The organism is Variovorax sp. CF079 (genome assembly GCF_900101545.1).
Taxonomy (GTDB): domain Bacteria; phylum Pseudomonadota; class Gammaproteobacteria; order Burkholderiales; family Burkholderiaceae_C; genus Variovorax.
Map to the genome: position 1 here is coordinate 144,663 of NZ_FMZU01000007.1, position 18,133 is coordinate 162,795.

The window sequence follows — 18,133 nt, forward strand, 5'->3', positions numbered from 1 at the left end:
ACTGTCGGCGCCGGAATCCACCTATGGCCATGCGTTCTCACTACAGCGGTCTCGTGACCGAAGCCCTGCTGGGCCAAACCGTCACCCTGTGCGGGTGGGTCAACCGCCGCCGCGACCATGGCGGCGTGATCTTCATCGACCTGCGCGACCGCGAAGGGTACGTGCAGGTGGTGTGCGATCCCGATCGCGCCGCCACCTTTGCCACGGCCGAGGGCCTGCGCAACGAGTTCTGCGTACAGGTCACCGGCCTGGTTCGCGCGCGGCCCGAGGGCACGGTCAACGAGAACCTGAAGAGCGGCAAGGTCGAAGTGCTGTGCCAGGAGATGAAGGTGCTCAATCCTTCCGTCACGCCGCCCTTTCTGCTGGACGACGACAACCTCTCGGAAACCACCCGCCTCACGCACCGCGTGCTGGACCTGCGCCGCCCCGCGATGCAGCGCAACATGATGCTGCGTTACAAGGTCACGATGGAGGTGCGCAAGTTCCTCGACGCCAACGGCTTCATCGATATCGAGACGCCGATGCTCGGCAAGTCCACGCCCGAAGGCGCGCGCGACTACCTGGTGCCGAGCCGCGTGCACGACGGCTGCTTCTTCGCGCTGCCGCAGTCGCCCCAGCTCTTCAAGCAGCTGCTGATGGTGGCCGGCTACGACCGCTACTACCAGATCGTCAAGTGCTTCCGCGACGAGGACCTGCGCGCCGATCGCCAGCCCGAGTTCACGCAGATCGACATCGAAACCTCGTTCATGGCCGAGGAAGAGATTCGCGAGATGTTCGAAGGCATGATCCGCAAGGTGTTTCGCGCGGCGGCCGCAGTCGAGCTGCCGCCGTTCCCGGTCATGAGCTATGCGGACGCGATGTTCAAGTACGGCTCCGACAAGCCCGACCTGCGCGTCAAGCTCGAGTTCACCGAACTGACCGACGTGATGCGCAACGTCGAGTTCAAGGTCTTCGCGCAGGCCGCCAGCACCCCCGGCGGCCGCGTGGTGGCGCTGCGCGTGCCCGGCGGCGGCGCCGAAGGCGGCCTGTCGCGCGGCGACATCGATGCCTACACCGAGTTCGTCAAGATCTACGGCGCCAAGGGCTTGGCCTACATCAAGGTCAACGACGCAGCGCAGGGGCGCGAGGGCCTGCAGAGCCCGATCGTCAAGAACCTCAACGATGCCTCGCTGGCGGAAATCATCGCGCGCACCGGTGCGCGCAACGGCGACATCCTGTTCTTCGGCGCCGACAAGGAAAAGATCGTCAACGACGCCATCGGCGCGCTGCGCGTGAAGATCGGCCACAGCGCCTTCGGCCGCAAGAACGGCCTGTTCGAGGACCGCTGGGCGCCGCTCTGGGTCGTCGACTTCCCGATGTTCGAGTTCGACGAGGAAGGCCAGCGCTGGTCGGCCGTGCACCATCCCTTCACCGCGCCCAAGGACGGCCATGAAGACCTCATGGACACTGCGCCCGAGAAGTGCATCGCCAAGGCCTACGACATGGTGCTCAACGGCATCGAGATGGGCGGCGGCTCGGTGCGTATCCACCGCGAGGAGGTGCAGAGCAAGGTGTTCCGCGCGCTCAAGATCAGTGCCGAGGACGCCCAGAACAAGTTCGGCTTCCTGCTCGACGCGCTGCAGTACGGCGCACCGCCGCACGGCGGCATCGCGATCGGCCTGGACCGGCTGGTGATGCTCCTGAGCGGTGCGGAGTCGATCCGCGACGTGATCGCCTTCCCCAAGACCCAGCGCGCGCAGGACCTGCTGACGCAGGCGCCGAGCCCGGTCGACGAGAAGCAGCTGCGCGAGCTGCACATCCGGTTGCGCAACGCCCAGCTGGCCGCCTGAGCGGGCCGGGGCCAAGCATGAGCCGCCGGGCCGCCCCCAAGGCGAATACCGAAGCGCGCGGCGCGAAGGTTGGTTAGTGAGCGGGCGGCCCTGGAAGATTCCCGAGTCGGTGCTGGTCGTGATCCACACGCCGACGCTCGACGTGCTGCTGATCCGGCGTGCCGATGCCGAGGACTTCTGGCAGTCGGTCACCGGCAGCAAGGATGACATCGACGAACCGCTGGCGCTGACCGCGGCGCGCGAGGTTGCGGAGGAGACCGGCATCGATTGCGGCGAAGGCAGCGCGCTCGCCTCGCAGCTGCGCGACTGGCGGCTCCAGAACATCTACGAGATCTACCCCCGCTGGCGCGCCCGCTATGCGCCGGGCGTCACCCACAACACCGAGCACCTGTTCGGCCTCTGCGTGCCCGAGCGCCTGACGCCGCGCCTGGACCCGCGCGAACACACGGCCTGGCGCTGGCTGCCCTACCGCGAGGCGGCCGACGCCTGCTTTTCCCCTTCGAACGCCGAAGCGATCCTGCTGCTGCCACAATTTGCGCAATGAACGCGCCGACCAACAGCATCCGGGTGGCGACTTACAACATCCACAAGGGTGTGCAAGGCATCGGCCCCGCACGGCGCCTCGAAATCCACAACCTGGGCCATGCCATCGAGCAGCTCGATGCCGACATCGTGTGCCTGCAGGAAGTGCGCAAGATGAACCGGCAGGCCGCCGCCCGCTTCAGGCACTGGCCCGAGCTGCCGCAGGCCGACTTTCTCGCGCCCGAGGGCTACACGGCCGTCTACGAGACCAACGCCATCACGCGGCACGGCGAGCATGGCAACGCGCTGCTCACGCGCTGGCCGGTGCTGCGCAAGACTCATCAGGACATCTCCGACCATCGCTTCGAGCAGCGGGGGCTGCTGCACGTGGCGATCGACGTCGAGGGCCAGCCGGTGCATGCGATCGTGGTGCACCTGGGCCTCATCAAGGGCAGCCGTGTGCGCCAGGTCGCGCTGTTGCGGGAATTCATCGAGCGCGAGATCCCGCCCGGCGAGGCGCTGGTCGTGGCCGGCGATTTCAACGACTGGGGCGCGCGCATGCGCTACGCGATGAACGCCATGGGGCTGCGCGACACCGGCGACCTGCGCGGACCGCGCACGCTGACCTATCCCTCGCGCCTGCCGGTGACCCAGCTCGACTTCATCTACGGCCGCCAGGTCGAGCCGGTCGCCACCACGGTGCCGCGCGGGCCGATCTGGGCGCGCATGTCCGATCACCTGCCGCTGGTGACGGATTTCGTGCTATCAAAACAATAGCTTTGCGCGCAGGCGGGAAGCGCGCTGCAGGGTCATTCGCCCTGAATACATTCACTGTTAGGATGCTCTCATGCTAAGGAAAACCGACGCCGTAGAGCGCCCCGACGAAGGGGCCGAGGACGAGGGCACGCCCGTGTCCGTGAAGATCCGCGAGCGCCTTCTGGCCGCCCGCAAGCGCTTCCATGCCAACGACAATATCGCGGAGTTCATCGAGCCCGGCGAACTCGAGCGCCTGCTCGACGAGGTCGAAGGCAAGATGAAGCATGTGCTCGAGAGCCTGGTGATCGACCTGGACAACGACCACAACACCGACAACACGGCCCGCCGCGTCGCGAAGATGTACGTCAACGAGGTGTTCAAGGGGCGTTACGTGGCCCAGCCCTCGCTCACCGAATTCCCGAACGCCGAGCACCTCAACGAGCTCATGATCGTCGGCCCGATCACGGTGCGCAGCGCCTGCTCGCACCATTTCTGCCCGATCATCGGCAAGCTCTGGATCGGCGTCATGCCCAACGAGCAGACCAACGTGATCGGCCTGTCGAAGTACGCGCGGCTGGCCGAGTGGGTGATGAGCCGGCCCCAGATCCAGGAAGAAGCCGTGGTTCAGCTGGCCGACCTGATTCAGGAGCGCACGCAGCCCGACGGCCTGGCGCTGGTGGTCGAGGCCGAGCATTTCTGCATGCAGTGGCGCGGCGTCAAGGAGATGGACAGCAAGATGATCAATTCAGTGATGCGCGGCGCGTTCCTGAAAGACTCCAACCTGCGCCGCGAATTCCTTTCCCTTCTTCCCCGCCGGAGTTGAACGCCATGCTCGTACGACTTCTCTATGTGAGCCGCGCCGTCGATACCAGCTCCGACGCCATCGAAGCGATCCTCGCGCAATCGCGCTCGCACAACACTGCGTGCGGCATCACCGGCATCCTTTGCTATGGCGCAGGCGTGTTCCTGCAGGCCATCGAAGGCGGCCGCACGGCGATCAGCGAGCTGTACGGCCACATCCAGCGGGATCCCCGCCACAAGGACGTGGTGCTGCTGCACTACGAAGAAATCTCCGAGCGCCGCTTCGGCGGCTGGACGATGGGGCAGGTCAATCTGTCCAAGCTCAATATCTCGACCTTGCTCAAGTACTCGGAGAAGCCGGAGCTCGATCCGTATTCGGTCTCCGGGAAGGTATCGCTCGCGCTGCTCGAGGAACTGATGGCCACCGCCGCCATCGTCGGCCGGCACTGAGTCGCGCGCGGCGGCCGAGGCTGCATCGGCCATGCTGTTGCTGGGCTGCGATTTTTCGAGCGCACCGACATCGCGCAAGCCCATCGTGCTCGCGCTCGGAGCCGCGCAGGAGGGCGGCGTCCGGCTCTCGCGGCTCGAACGCTTCGCGACTCTCGACGCCTGGTGCCAATGGCTGGCGGATACGCCCGAATGGGTCGGCGCCTTCGACTTCCCCTTCGGCTTGCCGCGTGAACTGGTCGCACAGCTCGGATGGCCGCCGCAATGGCGGGCGCTCATCGCGCACTATGCCGGCTTGAGCCGCGACAGCATCCGCGAGACTTTCGCTGCCTTCTGCGCGGCGCGCCCCGCCGGCGGGAAGTTCGCGCACCGCGCCACGGACGGCCCGGCGGGCTCTAGTCCCTCGATGAAATGGATCAACCCACCGGTCGCCTTCATGCTGCACGCCGGCGTGCCGCGGCTGCTCGCGGCAGGTGCCGCATTGCCGGGACTGCACGCGCCGGCCGGCGGCGGCATGGCGCGTGTTGCGCTGGAAGGCTATCCGGGGCTTCTTGCGCGCGAGCTGATCGGGCGGCGCAGCTACAAGAGCGACGATGCCGCTGCCCAGAACGCACAGCGGCGCGCGGCGAGGATCGATCTGCTCGCCGCGCTCGAACGAGGTTCCACGCGTCTCGGCCTGCGTCTCTTTCTCGGCGCTGCCGAGCGCGATCAGCTGCTGGCCGATGCCAAGGGCGATTGCATCGACGCGGTGCTCTGCATCGTGCAGGCCGCCTGGGGTGCGGCCCGCAAGTCGAGCGCCGGTCCGGGCTATGGCCTGCCGGCGGCGATGGACCCGCTGGAGGGCTGGATCCTCACCGCCTGAAGTCCTACGGCAGATCAAGCCGGCTTCGGCACGCGGGGGCCTATGCGGGCCCGCTAGATTGGCTTTCAGTGGTTCGGTCGAACCACCCGTTCATCTCATCTTGCGAAGGAAGCGACATGAACAAGGACCAAGTGGCAGGCCGTGTCGACCAAGCCAAGGGCAAGCTCAAGGAAGCGGCCGGCAAGGTCAGCGGCAGCGAGAAGCTGCAGAGCGAAGGCGTGGTCGAGCAGGCCGGCGGCAAGGTGCAAAGCACCTACGGCGATGCCAAAGAGAAGGCCAAGGACGCCATCAAGCGCGGCGCGGACAAGCTCTGACGCCCATTCACCATGGCCTGCAGCTCCGTCGCCTCGTCGTAGTCCGCATGACTGCGGTCGAGCAATGTCTTCGGATTGAAGTCGCGCTGGCCTCCGAGCTGCACGATGCGTTCCGCGATCTTGTCGGAATGGGCGGACTCTTCGTTCGCATGCACGAGGCACTCGTCGGCGATCGCCGGCGAGGCCACGCCGTTGGCGGTGAAGTAGTGGCGCTTGTAGCGCAGCACGCAGACCAGCTCGGTGGCCAGCGCGTCATTGAGCAGCTTGACGATGTCGTCGCGCCACGGCCCGTAGCTGGGCGTCACGGCGCCGTCGTCGAGGTGCTTGGACGCCGCGTCGATGGCGGTCTGGTCGAGCGTCAGATGTTACGGGCGCTCCTTGACTGCGGTATTCATGGGGAATCCTTTCGTGAGGGGCCGGGGTTCTTGTGCATCAGCGTGGTCACGAGATCGGCCACGTCCGATGTCTTGAGGGCCGCGGCGAGCACTGCCGTGATCGACAGCAATCGCCAGGGCTTGACCAGCACGACCAGCGCACCCGCCGCCGCTGCCGCCGCCATCAGCTTGGCGGGCTGTTCGCGCGCATAGCGGTCGAGCAGCGGTCGCGCCAATTGGCCGACGGCGTTGGCGGGGTGCCTGCGCCACCAGCGCCGGGTCGCATTGCGCGCGACCGACGCCCAGTCGACCCGGTCGAGCACGCTTTCGCGCTGCGCGGGGCGCCGCCCCGAGGCTGGCCGTGGTGCATCGGCTGCGGCTTCGCTTCCTCGCAGCTGCTGCACCAGCGCCCGGCGGGAGATCGCGAGCCGTTGCTGCGGCGTCAGGTCCTGGCGCTCAATGGCCACGACCTTCTCCCGCCAGATGCAGCGCCTGGACGTCCGCGTCGAGCTGGGCGCGGATATCGCTGAAAGCATGAAATTCGCTCGGGCGCGAAGCAACATAGGCCGAGACGAGCGCGATCAGTACCGCGATGCCCGGAACGACGACCAGCACCCAGTGAAAGCTTCCGTGCAGCGCGCCGAGCATGGCGGCGACGCCGATCAGCCCCAGGGCGAGCATCGCGCTGGCGGCTGCAAGCGCGCCTGCCACGACCCGCGCGATCAGGCCCCGGCTCGCCTGCGCCGTTTCCAGCCTGGCCAGCGCAGCGTAGTTGGCGACGTGATCCGCGATCAGCTCCGGATGCCCGAGCACCGTGGAGAAAATGGGATGGAGCATGGTGCGGCAGGCAGCGGGAAGCGGAATTTCAGATCAATAGTCGTCGCGACTGCTGCGACGGCTGGCGAGGACGATCAGCGCCGTGATGGCGGCACCGGCCGCGGCGGCGACGAGCACGGAGCGAACCGGCTGGTCGGCGATGTACTTGCCCGTGACGTCGGCAGCCTGCTCGAAGCGGCGTTGCGCACGCGCGCTGGTCGTCGAGGCGGCATCCAGGCCGCGCTGTACCGCCTGCTGCACACGTGCCGCGATCTGCTCCACGGCGGGCTCCGCGTCGCGGCGCAGGTCACGAACCTTCTCTCCGGCGGCGTTCACTGCGTTCTGCGCGTAGGCGCGCGTGGTGTCGATCGCGTCAGCGGCGGTCTGGCGCGCCTCTTCGGCGATCTGCGAAGGGGTCTTGGTGGTCGTGTTCATGAAAATAGTCCTTCCGGAGATTGTTGTGAGAACCTGCTCATCGTAACGAGGCTGTCATCGTCGCATCAAGCCCGCGATGAAGCTGGCGAGGGCCAGCACGATGAAGATCACGAAAAGTATTTTCGCGATGCCGACGGCGCTGGCCGCGATGCCGCCGAAGCCGAACAGCGCGGCGATCAGGGCGATGACCAGGAATACGACTGCGTAATACAACATGCTGAACTCCTTTGGAGGATGGTCTCGTCGTTGTGAATGGCGGCCGGCCGGTTCAGAGGGTGAAACCGCGTGGGATTCACGTTAAGTGGGGGGGCGCCGAAGCCCTGTCAGCAGCAGCGGCCTGGGGGCGTAGGAGAGGGTCGAATCACGGTCGGGCCGCTCCCGAGCCGCGTATTCAGGCTGCCTTGGAGGAGCGAGGCGGGGAGGCGGGGAGCATCGCGCTCAGGCGCGTTCCCTGGCCGGGCGCCGACGAAATGGTGAGCTTGCCCTTGGCGGCTTCCACGCGATGCCGCATGCCTGCCAGGCCATGGGATGAAGGCCGGGTGCTGCGGGCGTCGAAGCCCTTGCCGTTGTCGGCGACTTCCACGATCACATGGTTGCCGTAGTTCTTCATGACGATGCTGGCTTCGGTCGCCTGCGCGTACTTGCTGATGTTGGTCAGGCTTTCCTGGACCATGCGATAGATGGTGAGCTGGTCGGCTTCGTTGAGCGCCACCGGCTCGAGCACCATCTCGATTTCCGTTCCCGAGCGCTCGGCGAATTCGCGGCCGAGGATTTCGAGCGAAGCGATGAGCCCGAGGTTGGCCAGCGACGAGGGCCTCAGGTCTTCGATGATGCGGCGCTTGAGCGCGATGCCGCTGTTGAGGAGCTCGTTCAGATGCTGCAGCCGCTGGATCGCGTCCGGCGAATCGATGAGGCGCGACTTCAGGCGTGCCACGTCCAGCTTGGCCGCGGTCAGCAGCGAGCCCAGCTCGTCGTGCAGCTCGCGCGCCAGGAAGCCGCGCTCGCTTTCCCGCACCTGCTGCAGGTGGGTGGCGAGCTCGGCCAGCGTCGCGGTGCGTTCGCGGACCTCGTCCTCCAGGGCATTGCGTTCGCGTTGCAGCGCCTCCTGCTGCCGCTCGCCGGCCGAACGCAGCACATGGGCCTGGCGCAAATACAGGTAGAAGGCCAGCAGGCCCGCCAATGCCACCAGCCCGATGCCGATGCGCGCAAAGCGCAGCGACTTCGCGATCTGGACCTGGCCCAGCATCAGCGCCTCGTTGCTGATCGAAATCAGTTCGCCGGCCTGCTGGCGGATGGCCTCCATCTCCTCGCGGCCGACGTCGGTTGTGATCACGAACTTCCAGGCGTCGTCGTTGCCGTCGCGTCGCAGCCGCACGCTCATGTCCATCTCCGCGAGCTTGCGCGAGACGTGCTTCGAGAGCTGGGTCAGGCGCGCCGTCTCGACGGGCTTTCCGGCATAGAGCACCTGCAGGGCGGCCAGTTGACCATCCACCTGCTTCACGGCAACGTCATACGGCTCGCGGTAGCGCGCCTCGCCCGTCAACAGATAGCCGCGCTGACCCGTTTCGGCATCGATGATGTTCTGCAGCAGCATGTTGAGCACCAGGCGCACGCGCTGCGCCTCGCCGACTTCGGTCAGGGCCTGGGTGGACTGGCGGTAGCCGGCCTCGTTGATGCCCACGAGCACGAGCGCGGCGAGCGTCGCGAGCGTGAGGCCGAGGGCCATCTTCGGGAAAGCTAACCAGCGCATGGGGTCTCCGCGGGATGCGGGCAGTTCAAATTCGGGAATAATCGACGTGGATCAGGGGGCGGCATGCCGCGACGCAAGAAACAGCGATACGACAAAGAAGGTACCAGATGATCAAGATCGGAATTGTGGACGACCACGCCATCGTGCGCTCCGGCTTGCGCCAGTTCTTCTCGGAACACGTCGACCTGCGCGTGGCGGGCGAGGCGGCCAGCGGACGCGAAGCGATCGAGCTGGTGCGCACCACGGAGCTGGATGTGCTCGTGATGGATCTCTCGATGCCCGGACAGAGCGGGATCGATGCGCTGGCGATGATCCGCGCCAAAGCGCCGGACGTGGGCATCCTCATCTTGAGCGGCTACCCCGAGGAGCACTACGCGATGAACCTGATCCGCCAGGGCGCGAGCGGCTATCTCAACAAGGAGTGCGACCCGATGGAGATCGTGAACGCGATCCGCACCATCTCGCTGGGCCGCCGCTACATCACGCCGGCGGTGGCCGAGCTGCTGGCGCGCCAGCTCGACCGCAAGGACGACGCGGCGCCGCACGAGCAATTGTCCGAGCGCGAGTTTCAGGTGTTTCTCAAGCTGGCCAAGGGTGAGACGGCGGGCGATATTGCCAAGACGCTTTCGCTTTCGGTCAAGACCGTCAGTACTTACCGCACGCGCCTGATGGAGAAGATGAATCTCTCTTCCAACAGCGACCTGACGTACTACGCGCTGAAGAACAAGTTGATCGATTGAGATTCCGGCGGCGGCTCCATCCCTGCGGGGCTGCCGCATGCTGGAAAAGACCATCGTTCGCGATGCGGGGCGTCAGCTCGAGCTGGACGGCTGGCGAAGCGCGGAGGACTGCCCGATGCAGAAGTCGATCAGCGCGTCGATCTCGTTCGATTTGTCGAACACGGCATCGACACCGAACTGGGCGCAGCGTTTGCGTATGTCGGGGGTGGCGTAGTTGCTGAGCACCACCACTTTCTGGTCGGGCCGGCGCGACACGCAAGCCTGCAGCACGCCCAGGCCGCTGCCTTGTTTCAGGAACAGATCGACGATGGCCAGTTCCCACTGGTCGCTGTTCTCGGTCAGCCAGCGGACGGCTTCCGTCTCGGTTTCGGCGAAACCGACGGCTGAGATGCAGGTGAGCTCCTCCAGAGTACCGACGAGATTCTCGCGGATCGTGACGTTGTCTTCGACGATGTAGGTGTTCAATCTGGGGTCCATTGGAGAACCGGCGCGTCTCTCTGGCGATCGAGCTCCGTGGACCGTGGGTCCCCGCGAAAGCCGTTTCGCAAAATGCTACAAATCAACAGCCCCGCATCATGCAGCGTTCGACGCCCTGCGGCTGTAGGCTTGTTCTTACGGCGGTGAACGATTTGCGGCCGTAGGCTTTGCCCCACAGCGGCTGCGGTCGAGCGCCGACCCCGGCGCCGGATGCGCCCCCTTACCCTCGATCCCGATGCGGATCGCTCCATGCCTTCGCATCCTTTCTCCAACGGAAGGCGCCGAGATGAACATCGTGTGGAACTACGTGGCCGTCGGCCTCTTGACCTTGGCGGCCGCCGCAGTCGTGGTGATCGGCGAGCCCGCGAACGCCGAACTGAAGCTCGCCGAAGCGGCGAAAAACGCGGCCGCGGTCGGCATCACCGCCATCTGCTTCCTCGCATCCCCTGCATCCATCGTCTCGACGCCGGACAAGAAGATGCCAGCACCGTGACCCCGAACACCGCCCACACGCCGCGCCGCTCGATCTGGATCAAGCTCGGCGCGGTGCTGCTGGGGCTGTTCGTGGCCCTCCTGCTGGTGCTGGCTTTCTTTCCCTGGGACGCGCTGCGGGAGCCGATCAACCGCTACGTCAGCGACAAGACCGGCCGCAAGTTCGAGATCACGCGGCGGCTGGATGTCGATCTCGGCTGGCGCGGCGCCACCGTCAAGCTCGACGGCATCGAATTCGCGAATCCTTCCTGGGCCCGCGACCCCTATCTCGTGCGTGCGCAGAGCGCCGAACTGGACCTCCGGCTGTGGCCGCTCCTGGCGCGCAAGGTCGTGATTCCGCGCCTGGCCCTGGTTTCGCCGTCGCTGGGCCTTCAGATGGAAGAGGACGGGCGGCGCACCTGGGCGCTGGGCAAGGACACTTCGGACGAAGCGACAGTGCCGACGATCGGCCTCCTGCAGATCGACGGCGGCGGGCTCGACTTCCTTGCGGAGCATTGGGGCGTGGACCTGCACGCCGATTTCAGCTTCGACACCAGCCGTGGCGACATGCCGCTCAGCTACCGCATCAAGGGCCGCTACCAGCGCCAGCCGCTCACGGCGGAGGGCCGTACCGGCAACGTGCTGCAGCTCAACGCGGCGGGCCAGCCGCCGTTCCCGCTCGAGATCAGTGCGGTCGCGGGTCACACCCGGCTGAAGGCGCAAGGCACGGTGGCCGAACTCGCCAGCCTGGATGGCGTCGACGCCCGCTTCGAACTCAAGGGCCAGAACCTCGGCGATCTGTACCGGTTGCTGGGCATCGCGCTGCCCCAGACTTCCCCTTACGCCCTCAGCGGCGAGCTGAAAAAGCGCGCGAAGCTGTGGGAGGTGCAAGGCCTCAAGGGCAAGCTGGGCCTCTCCGACATCGGCGGCGACATGCGGTTCGACCAGTCGCAGAAGCCGCCTTATCTCGCGGGCAGCCTCCGCTCGCGCGTGATGGACATGGACGACCTCGGCCCGCTGATCGGCTTGCCGCCGACGGCCCGTTCGGCCAATGCAGTCGAAGGTGTGGCGCCGCCGCCCAGCGTTGCCCAAGTCAAGCGCGCGCGGCGCGATCCCGGGCGCAAGGTGCTGCCCACCGCCACGCTGGACTTCGAGCGCCTGCGCGCCATGAATGCCGAGGTGAAGTACGTGGCCGACCGCATCCGGAACGTGCGCGAGCTGCCGCTCGACAAGGGCAGCGTGCAGGTGAAGCTGAAGGATGGCGTGCTGACGCTCGACCCGCTCGATGTGGGCGTCGCCAACGGCAGGCTGGCCGGCGCGATCCGCATCGATGCCACCCAGAATCCGGCCGACATCCGAGCGGCGCTGGACGTGCGCGCCATGCAGCTCAACCGCCTGATTCCCAAGGTCGAGACCCTGCGCACCAGCTTCGGAAAACTCGATGGGCGGATCAACCTGTCCGGGCGCGGAAACTCGGTCGCGGGCTGGCTGGGCAGCGCCTCCGGGGATGTGGCCGCTCTCACGGGCCGCGGGCAGTTCAGCAACCTGCTGCTGGAATTCATGGGCCTGGACGGCGGCGAGATCATCAAGTTCTTGCTGCGCGGCGACCGGAACGTCGTGTTGCGCTGCGCGGCGCTCGCCTTCGATGTCGACAAGGGGACGATGAACGGCCGCAGCCTGGTGTTCGACACCGAGGACACGGTCTTCAACGTGAGTGGCCATGCCAGCCTCGCGAACGAGACGCTGGATTTCGTGATCCGGCCGCAACCCAAGGACAAGAGCATCCTCTCGCTGCGCGGTCCGCTGGTTGTCGGCGGCACATTTGCATCGCCGTCGGCGGGCGTCCAGGCCGGCCCGTTGGCGACGCGCGGCATCGCTGCGCTGGCGCTGGGCACGATCAACCCCTTGCTCGCGCTCGCCGCGACCGTCGAAACCGGCCCCGGCGTCGATGCCGATTGCCAGGAGGTGCTGGCCCTGGCGAAGCGGCCGGTATCCCGGGAGGCAGCCGCTGGCGCTGCCAAGGCAAAGAAGCAGTAGCTTTTCTCAGCCGGCACCCGGCCGGTGCCCGCACACGCTGCAGCCCGGATCGCGGGCGACGCGCAGGGTGTCGAAAGCCGTCCGGCGCCCGTCGAACATCAGCAGGCTGCCGGCCAGCGAGGGGCCGATGCCGGCCAGCAGCTTCAGCGCCTCGCCGGCCTGCAAGGTGCCAATGGTGCCGACCACCGGCGCGAACACGCCGAGCACGGCGCAGCGCGTTTCCTCGAAGTGGGCATCGGGCGGGAACAGGCAGGCATAGCAGGGCGAGGCCGGATCGCGCGCGTCGTACACGCTCAGCTGGCCGTCGAAGCGGATCGCCGCGCCGGCCACCAGCGGCCTGGCATGGGCGACGCAGGCCCGGTTCACCGCATGCCGGGTGCTGAAGTTGTCGCTGCAATCGATCACCACGTCGGCCTCGGCGACCAGCCGCGCGAGCAGCGCATCGTCGGCGCGCAGGCGGTGCGTCTCGATGCGGATGTCCGGATTGATGCCGCGCATCGCCTCGGCGGCCGATTCGACCTTGGGCATGCCCACCCGCTCCGTGCCGTGGGCGATCTGGCGCTGAAGGTTGGTGAGATCGACCTCGTCGTCGTCGACCAGCGTGATGCGGCCGACGCCGGCCGCGGCGAGATAGAGCAGCACCGGAGAGCCGAGCCCGCCGGCACCGATCACCAGCGCATGGCCCGCACTGACGCGCGCCTGGCCGTCGATGCCGAACTCTTCGAGCAGGATGTGGCGCGAATAGCGCAGCAGGTCTTGGTCTTCCATGCGCTGCGCGGTCGATCGCCGGGGGGCGGTGGCTCCCGCGGGGAGCCGCCCGGGATCAGTTTTCCTTCTTTTCTTCCTTGTTCTCGACGATCACCTGCGTCTTGCTCACCAGCACGGGCTGACCCTTGAGCCGGTTGAAGGCCTGCATGAGCGGGAAGTCCTTGTCGGTGCCGAACTCGGGCACCTTGCGGTCCTGCGGCGGCTTCTTGGCTTCTTCCTCGAGCCGCTTACGGGCCTCGTCGCGGGCTTTTTCGCGCTCGGGGTCCTTGCTCTCCGGGCCCTGGCCGCTCGCCAGGTGCTTTTCGAGGTCGGCCTCGCGCATGCGCAGCGCGGCGAAGGGGCTGCCCTCGGCGCTTTCGTCGACCAGCACGTTCGGCACGATGCCCTTGGCCTGGATCGAGGTGCCGCTCGGCGTGTAGTAGCGCGCCGTCGTGATCTTGAGGCCGGTGTCGGGGCCGAGCGGGCGCACCGTCTGCACCGAACCCTTGCCGAAGGTCTGGCTGCCCATCACGATGGCACGCTTGTGGTCCTGCAGGGCGCCGGCCACGATTTCGCTGGCGGAAGCCGAGCCTTCGTTCACGAGCACCACCAGCGGCACCGTCTTGAGCGCCGCAGGGAGGGTGCGCAGCGGATCGCTGCCCGCGCGCCGCTGGTAGAACTCGGGCGCGGCCTTGTAGACTGACTTGCTCTCGGACAGCTGGCCGTCGGTGGAGACGACGGTGACGTTCTCGGGCAGGAAGGCGGCCGAGATGGCCACCGCCGCATCGAGCAGGCCGCCCGGATCGTTGCGCAGGTCGAGCACCAGGCCCTTCAGGTTGGGTTCCTGCTTGTAGATCTCGTCGACCTTCTTGACGAAGTCGTCGACCGTGCGTTCCTGGAACTGCGACAGGCGGATCCAGCCGTAGCCCGGCTCCATCACCTTGCCGCGCACCGACTGCGTGCGAATCTCCTCGCGCGTGATGGTCACCGGGAAGGTGCGGTTCTCGTCCTTGCGGAAGATCGTGAGCAGCACCTTGGTGTTGGCCTCGCCGCGCATGCGCTTGACGGCCTCGTTGAGCGAGAGGCCGCGCACCGCGGTGTCGTCGATCTTGGTGATCAGGTCGTTCGGCTTGAGGCCGGCGCGGAAGGCGGGGGAGCCCTCGATCGGCGACACCACCTTGATCAGGTTGTCCTCCTGCGAAATCTCGATGCCCACGCCGACGAAGCGGCCGGTGGTGCCCTCGCGAAATTCCTTGAAGGACTTCTTGTCGAAATACTGCGAATGCGGATCGAGCCCGGCGACCATGCCCGAAATCGCATCCGAGATGAGCTTTTTCTCGTCGACCGGCTCGACATAGTCGCTCTTCACCATGCCGAACACCGCAGCGAGCTGCTGCAGTTCTTCGAGAGGTAGAGGGGCCAGGGAGCCTCGTGCAACGGTTTGCAACGAGACGGTGGTCAGTGCGCCGGCCACGGCGCCGGCTGCAACCCAGCCGGTGATTTTCAATTTCTGGCCCATGTGTAAACGTCCTTGTCGCCTGTCAATCCAATATACACAGCTTGGAAGCAAGTTGTCTGCCGGGGTTCCGCGTACCCGTCGAAGCTGGAGCGGTTTTCGTCACGCCTTGCCTTGCGCAGCCACCGCGGCCACGGCTTTTTCGGCCGCCGCGGCGTCGCCGAGGTAGTAGTGCCGCAGCGGCTTGAGCTCGTCGTCCAGCTCGTAGACCAGCGGAATGCCGTTCGGGATATTGAGGCCCACGATGTCGTCGTCGGAGATGCCGTCGAGGTATTTCACCAGCGCCCGGATCGAATTCCCGTGTGCCGACACCACCAGCCGGCGCCCGGCGCGGATCGCCGGCGCCATCGATTCGTTCCAGAAGGGCAGCACGCGCGCCACGGTGTCCTTGAGGCATTCGGTCAGCGGTACCTGCTCCGGCGGCAGCTTGGCGTAGCGCACGTCGGCGCGTTCGCAGCGCGGATCGTTCGGCTCCAGCGGCGGCGGCGGGGTGCTGTAGCTGCGGCGCCAGACCAGCACCTGCTCGTCGCCGTACTTCTTGGCGGTTTCGGCCTTGTTGAGGCCCTGCAGCGCGCCGTAGTGGCGCTCGTTGAGGCGCCAGGAGTGCACCACCGGCAGCCAGGTGCGGTCGAGTTCGTCCAGCGTATGCCAGAGCGTGCGGGTGGCGCGCTTGAGCACGCTGGTGTAGGCGACGTCGAAGTCGTAACCCTCGGCTTTCAGGAGCCGCCCGGACTGCTTGGCCTGCTCGATGCCGGTGGCCGTCAGGTCGACGTCGGTCCAGCCGGTGAAGCGGTTTTCGAGATTCCAGGTCGATTCGCCGTGGCGGATCAGTACCAGTTTGTGCATGGGGGAAGGCCTTTGGAACGCAAGCGAAAAGTCGACATTCTAAAATCCGAGGTTTGCTACTCAAGGAACACCGTGAAATTCATCCTCGACAACTGGATGCTGATCCTGATCGCGCTCAGCTCGGGCGGCATGCTGGCCTGGCCGCTGCTGCGCGGGGCCAACGCCGGATCGCTCACGGCGCAGGGCGCGGTGCAGCTCATCAACCGCGAACGCGCGGTGGTGGTCGACGTGCGCGAACCCGAGGAGTATGCAGCCGGTCATGTGACCGGCGCGAAGAACGTGCCGCTCAACCAACTCGACGAAAAACTCGCTGCCGCGGTCAAGAACAAATCGGTGCCGCTGCTTCTGATCTGCGCCACCGGTGCGCGGGCCCAGCGCGCGGTGGCCACGGCCAAGAAACTCGGCTACGAGCAAGCGCAAGCGGTGGCCGGCGGACTCAAATCCTGGAAAGAGGCTAACCTGCCGATTGAAAAAGCCTGAACTTCCCGGATATACGCACGATGCAAGCCGTCAAGATGTACACCACCGCCGTTTGCCCCTATTGCATTCGAGCCAAGCAAATCCTCAAGGCCAAGGGCGTCGATCAGATCGAGGAGATCCGCGTCGACAGCGACCCTCAGGCCCGCGTCGCGATGATGAACACCACCCAGCGGCGCACCGTGCCGCAGATCTTCATCGGCGACACCCACGTCGGCGGCTGCGATGACCTGATCGCGCTCGACGGCCGCGGCGGCCTCATCCCGCTGCTGCAGGGCGCCTGAAGCCGCGGGGCGATAATCGCCCTTTTCGCATCCTCGCAGACCCATCTCCAGCCCGCTCTCGGGACCTTCTCCCCGGCGGGCGTTGTTTTGACCCTCGAAAGTTCAGCCATGGCCGACCAGCAAGCCCAAGATCCCGTCTTCCAGATCCAGCGCGTCTATCTGAAAGACCTGTCGCTCGAGCAGCCCAATTCGCCTGCCATCCTGCTGGAGCAGGAGCAGCCGACCGTCGACATCCAACTCGGCGTCGATGCCCAGCCCGTGACCGACGGCATCTTCGAGATCACCGTCTCGGCCACCGTGCAGACCAAGATCCAGGACAAGACCGTGTTCCTGGTCGAGGCCAAGCAGGCCGGCATCTTCGAGATCCGCAACTTGCCCGAAGACCAGATGGGCCCGATCCTCGGCATCGCCTGCCCGCAGATCGTCTACCCCTACCTGCGCGGCAACGTGGCCGACGTGATCCAGCGCGGCGGTTTCCCGCCGGTTCACCTGGCCGAAATCAACTTCCAGGCCATGTTCGAACAGCAGCAGGCCCAGGCGGCGGGCCAGCCCTCGCCGATCGTCACGCAGTAAGCGCAACGCAACTGCGCCGCCGCCGATGAAGATCTGCGTGCTCGGCGCCGGTGCCTGGGGCACGGCGCTGGCGGTCAATGCGGCCGGCCGCCATCCGGTCACCCTGTGGGCGCGCGATGCGGCCCAGGCCGAGGCCATGTCGGCGGCGCGCGAGAACCAGCGCTATCTGCCCGGCATTGCGCTGCCGCCCTCACTCACCATTCGCGCCGGCGATGCGCTCGCCGCGCTCGAGGGCGCCGATCTCGCGATCGTCGCGACGCCGATGGCGGCCTTGCGCGAACAGCTCGTTCTTTTGCGCGACGCCGCCTACCCGGTGGCCTGGCTTTGCAAAGGCGTCGAGCCGGCGCGTGCGGACCCGGGCGCCGTGGGGCTGCTGGGCCACGAGATCCAGGCCGTCGTCGCGCCCGATCTGATGGCCGGCGTGCTGAGCGGCCCGAGCTTTGCGCAGGAAGTCGCGCAAGGCCGGCCCACGGCGCTGGTTGCCGCCAGTCTCCATACGCAGCTGCGCGATGCGCTGGTCGCGGCCTTCCACGGCCCGACCCTGCGCGTTTATGCCAACGACGACATCGTGGGCGTCGAGGTCGGCGGTGCCGTCAAGAACGTGCTGGCGATCGCGACCGGCCTGGCCGACGGCCTGGCGCTCGGCCTCAATGCGCGCGCCGCGCTGATCACGCGCGGCCTGGCCGAAATGACGCGCTTCGGCGTCGCCCTCGGCGCCCGGGCCGATACCTTCATGGGGCTCTCCGGCCTCGGCGACCTCGTGCTCACGGCCACCGGTGATCTCTCGCGCAACCGCAAGGTCGGCCTGCTGCTGGCCCAGGGCCGGACGCTGGCCCAGGCGGTGGATTCGCTGGGCCATGTGGCCGAGGGCGTCTACTGTGCGCGCACCGTGGTGCAGCGCGCGCGCCACCTGGGCGTCGAAATGCCGATCGCCGACAGCGTGGTGGCGCTGCTTGACGGCCGCGTGCGGCCTGCGGAGGCGGTCGCTGAACTGATGGGGCGCGAGCCGGGCGTGGAATCCGGATGAAACCCGTGTGGCCCGGCTAAGCAAACAGAACA

23 protein-coding genes and 1 pseudogene are annotated in these 18,133 nt (G+C 66.7%); 14 read left to right on the forward strand and 10 right to left on the reverse strand.

The annotated features are described in order from the left end of the window. Positions 1-23 precede the first annotated feature (23 nt). The 7 genes from aspS to BLS74_RS11345 all read left to right on the forward strand — a co-directional run bounded on the left by aspS (position 24) and on the right by BLS74_RS11345 (position 5,531). Positions 24-1,829: an aspartate--tRNA ligase gene (aspS, locus tag BLS74_RS11315; RefSeq protein WP_093105823.1), complete on the forward strand. Its 1,806-nt coding sequence runs from the start codon at positions 24-26 to the stop codon at positions 1,827-1,829. A gap of 76 nt (positions 1,830-1,905) precedes the next feature. Further along, positions 1,906-2,373 carry a dihydroneopterin triphosphate diphosphatase gene (gene nudB / locus BLS74_RS11320; protein ID WP_093105825.1) on the forward strand — a complete coding sequence of 156 codons (468 nt, stop codon included), beginning with the start codon at positions 1,906-1,908 and terminating at the stop codon, positions 2,371-2,373. Further along, complete coding sequence (locus BLS74_RS11325) at positions 2,370-3,128, forward strand: endonuclease/exonuclease/phosphatase family protein (protein WP_093105827.1); 759 nt, start codon at positions 2,370-2,372, stop codon at positions 3,126-3,128. Before nudB ends, BLS74_RS11325 begins: the two co-directional genes overlap by 4 nt. 70 nt (positions 3,129-3,198) lie before the next feature. Continuing rightward, the gene (folE, locus tag BLS74_RS11330; protein ID WP_093105830.1) at positions 3,199-3,930 is read left to right on the forward strand and encodes a GTP cyclohydrolase I; all 732 of its coding nucleotides are present in this window, start codon (positions 3,199-3,201) and stop codon (positions 3,928-3,930) included. Between the two features lie 5 nt (positions 3,931-3,935). Continuing rightward, positions 3,936-4,358 (forward strand): BLUF domain-containing protein, encoded by a 423-nt coding sequence (locus BLS74_RS11335; RefSeq protein WP_093105833.1) that lies wholly within the window; start codon positions 3,936-3,938, stop codon positions 4,356-4,358. A 31-nt stretch (positions 4,359-4,389) separates the two neighbouring features. Beyond that, positions 4,390-5,217, forward strand: coding sequence for a DUF429 domain-containing protein (locus tag BLS74_RS11340; protein ID WP_093105835.1), 828 nt, complete (start codon positions 4,390-4,392; stop codon positions 5,215-5,217). A 116-nt stretch (positions 5,218-5,333) separates the two neighbouring features. Beyond that, complete coding sequence (locus tag BLS74_RS11345) at positions 5,334-5,531, forward strand: CsbD family protein (RefSeq protein ID WP_093105838.1); 198 nt, start codon at positions 5,334-5,336, stop codon at positions 5,529-5,531. Here the strand turns inward: BLS74_RS11345 and BLS74_RS11350 are convergent. From BLS74_RS11350 to BLS74_RS11375, 6 genes and pseudogenes are all read right to left on the reverse strand, one after another. After that, positions 5,507-5,893 (reverse strand): annotated as a pseudogene (locus tag BLS74_RS11350) (ferritin-like domain-containing protein); the annotation flags it as partial. The gene BLS74_RS11345 and the pseudogene BLS74_RS11350 sit on opposite strands and share 25 nt — an antisense overlap. Positions 5,894-5,922: 29 nt before the next feature. After that, positions 5,923-6,372: a hypothetical protein gene (locus BLS74_RS11355; protein ID WP_244503837.1), complete on the reverse strand. Its 450-nt coding sequence runs from the start codon at positions 6,370-6,372 to the stop codon at positions 5,923-5,925. Then, positions 6,362-6,742, reverse strand: a complete 381-nt coding sequence (locus tag BLS74_RS11360; protein WP_093105844.1) for a hypothetical protein — start codon at positions 6,740-6,742, stop codon at positions 6,362-6,364. Before BLS74_RS11360 ends, BLS74_RS11355 begins: the two co-directional genes overlap by 11 nt. Positions 6,743-6,775: 33 nt before the next feature. Beyond that, positions 6,776-7,156 carry a hypothetical protein gene (locus tag BLS74_RS11365; RefSeq protein ID WP_093105847.1) on the reverse strand — a complete coding sequence of 127 codons (381 nt, stop codon included), beginning with the start codon at positions 7,154-7,156 and terminating at the stop codon, positions 6,776-6,778. Positions 7,157-7,210: 54 nt separating this feature from the next. Beyond that, positions 7,211-7,372: a DUF1328 domain-containing protein gene (locus BLS74_RS11370; protein ID WP_093105850.1), complete on the reverse strand. Its 162-nt coding sequence runs from the start codon at positions 7,370-7,372 to the stop codon at positions 7,211-7,213. Positions 7,373-7,547: 175 nt separating this feature from the next. Next, complete coding sequence (locus BLS74_RS11375) at positions 7,548-8,906, reverse strand: CHASE3 domain-containing protein (RefSeq protein WP_244503838.1); 1,359 nt, start codon at positions 8,904-8,906, stop codon at positions 7,548-7,550. A 107-nt stretch (positions 8,907-9,013) separates the two neighbouring features. Here BLS74_RS11375 and BLS74_RS11380 point away from each other — a divergent pair, with 107 nt between their 5' ends. Beyond that, positions 9,014-9,646, forward strand: coding sequence for a response regulator (locus BLS74_RS11380; protein WP_015866882.1), 633 nt, complete (start codon positions 9,014-9,016; stop codon positions 9,644-9,646). A 72-nt stretch (positions 9,647-9,718) separates the two neighbouring features. Here the strand turns inward: BLS74_RS11380 and BLS74_RS11385 are convergent, their stop codons facing one another. Next, the gene (locus BLS74_RS11385) at positions 9,719-10,123 is read right to left on the reverse strand and encodes a response regulator (RefSeq protein ID WP_093105856.1); all 405 of its coding nucleotides are present in this window, start codon (positions 10,121-10,123) and stop codon (positions 9,719-9,721) included. A gap of 286 nt (positions 10,124-10,409) precedes the next feature. Between BLS74_RS11385 and BLS74_RS35075 the strand changes: the two genes are divergently transcribed. Together BLS74_RS35075 and BLS74_RS11390 are read left to right on the forward strand one after the other, a co-directional pair. Next, complete coding sequence (locus BLS74_RS35075) at positions 10,410-10,616, forward strand: hypothetical protein (protein WP_244503839.1); 207 nt, start codon at positions 10,410-10,412, stop codon at positions 10,614-10,616. Further along, the gene (locus BLS74_RS11390; RefSeq protein WP_244503840.1) at positions 10,613-12,631 is read left to right on the forward strand and encodes an AsmA family protein; all 2,019 of its coding nucleotides are present in this window, start codon (positions 10,613-10,615) and stop codon (positions 12,629-12,631) included. The genes BLS74_RS35075 and BLS74_RS11390 overlap by 4 nt, the downstream gene beginning before the upstream one ends. Before the next feature lie 6 nt (positions 12,632-12,637). Here the strand turns inward: BLS74_RS11390 and moeB are convergent, their stop codons facing one another. The 3 genes from moeB to gpmA all read right to left on the reverse strand — a co-directional run bounded on the left by moeB (position 12,638) and on the right by gpmA (position 15,740). Further along, positions 12,638-13,399, reverse strand: coding sequence for a HesA/MoeB/ThiF family protein (gene moeB, locus BLS74_RS11395; RefSeq protein ID WP_093105861.1), 762 nt, complete (start codon positions 13,397-13,399; stop codon positions 12,638-12,640). A gap of 55 nt (positions 13,400-13,454) precedes the next feature. Continuing rightward, positions 13,455-14,897 carry a S41 family peptidase gene (locus BLS74_RS11400; protein WP_093105864.1) on the reverse strand — a complete coding sequence of 481 codons (1,443 nt, stop codon included), beginning with the start codon at positions 14,895-14,897 and terminating at the stop codon, positions 13,455-13,457. Positions 14,898-14,996: 99 nt separating this feature from the next. Then, positions 14,997-15,740, reverse strand: a complete 744-nt coding sequence (gpmA, locus tag BLS74_RS11405) for a 2,3-diphosphoglycerate-dependent phosphoglycerate mutase (RefSeq protein WP_093105867.1) — start codon at positions 15,738-15,740, stop codon at positions 14,997-14,999. Between the two features lie 72 nt (positions 15,741-15,812). On the opposite strand from gpmA, the gene BLS74_RS11410 reads away from it, so the two are divergent. The 4 genes from BLS74_RS11410 (at position 15,813) to BLS74_RS11425 (ending at position 18,101) form a co-directional block, all read left to right on the forward strand. After that, entirely contained in the window at positions 15,813-16,220 is a 408-nt protein-coding gene (locus tag BLS74_RS11410) for a rhodanese-like domain-containing protein (protein WP_093105870.1), read from the forward strand. Positions 16,221-16,240: 20 nt separating this feature from the next. After that, a complete protein-coding gene (gene grxC, locus BLS74_RS11415; RefSeq protein WP_093105873.1) occupies positions 16,241-16,501 on the forward strand; it encodes a glutaredoxin 3 in 261 nt (86 codons plus the stop codon). Between the two features lie 108 nt (positions 16,502-16,609). Next, positions 16,610-17,074 carry a protein-export chaperone SecB gene (gene secB, locus BLS74_RS11420; protein ID WP_093105876.1) on the forward strand — a complete coding sequence of 155 codons (465 nt, stop codon included), beginning with the start codon at positions 16,610-16,612 and terminating at the stop codon, positions 17,072-17,074. Between the two features lie 25 nt (positions 17,075-17,099). Further along, positions 17,100-18,101, forward strand: coding sequence for an NAD(P)H-dependent glycerol-3-phosphate dehydrogenase (locus tag BLS74_RS11425; protein WP_093105879.1), 1,002 nt, complete (start codon positions 17,100-17,102; stop codon positions 18,099-18,101). The last annotated feature ends 32 nt before the right edge of the window (positions 18,102-18,133 follow it).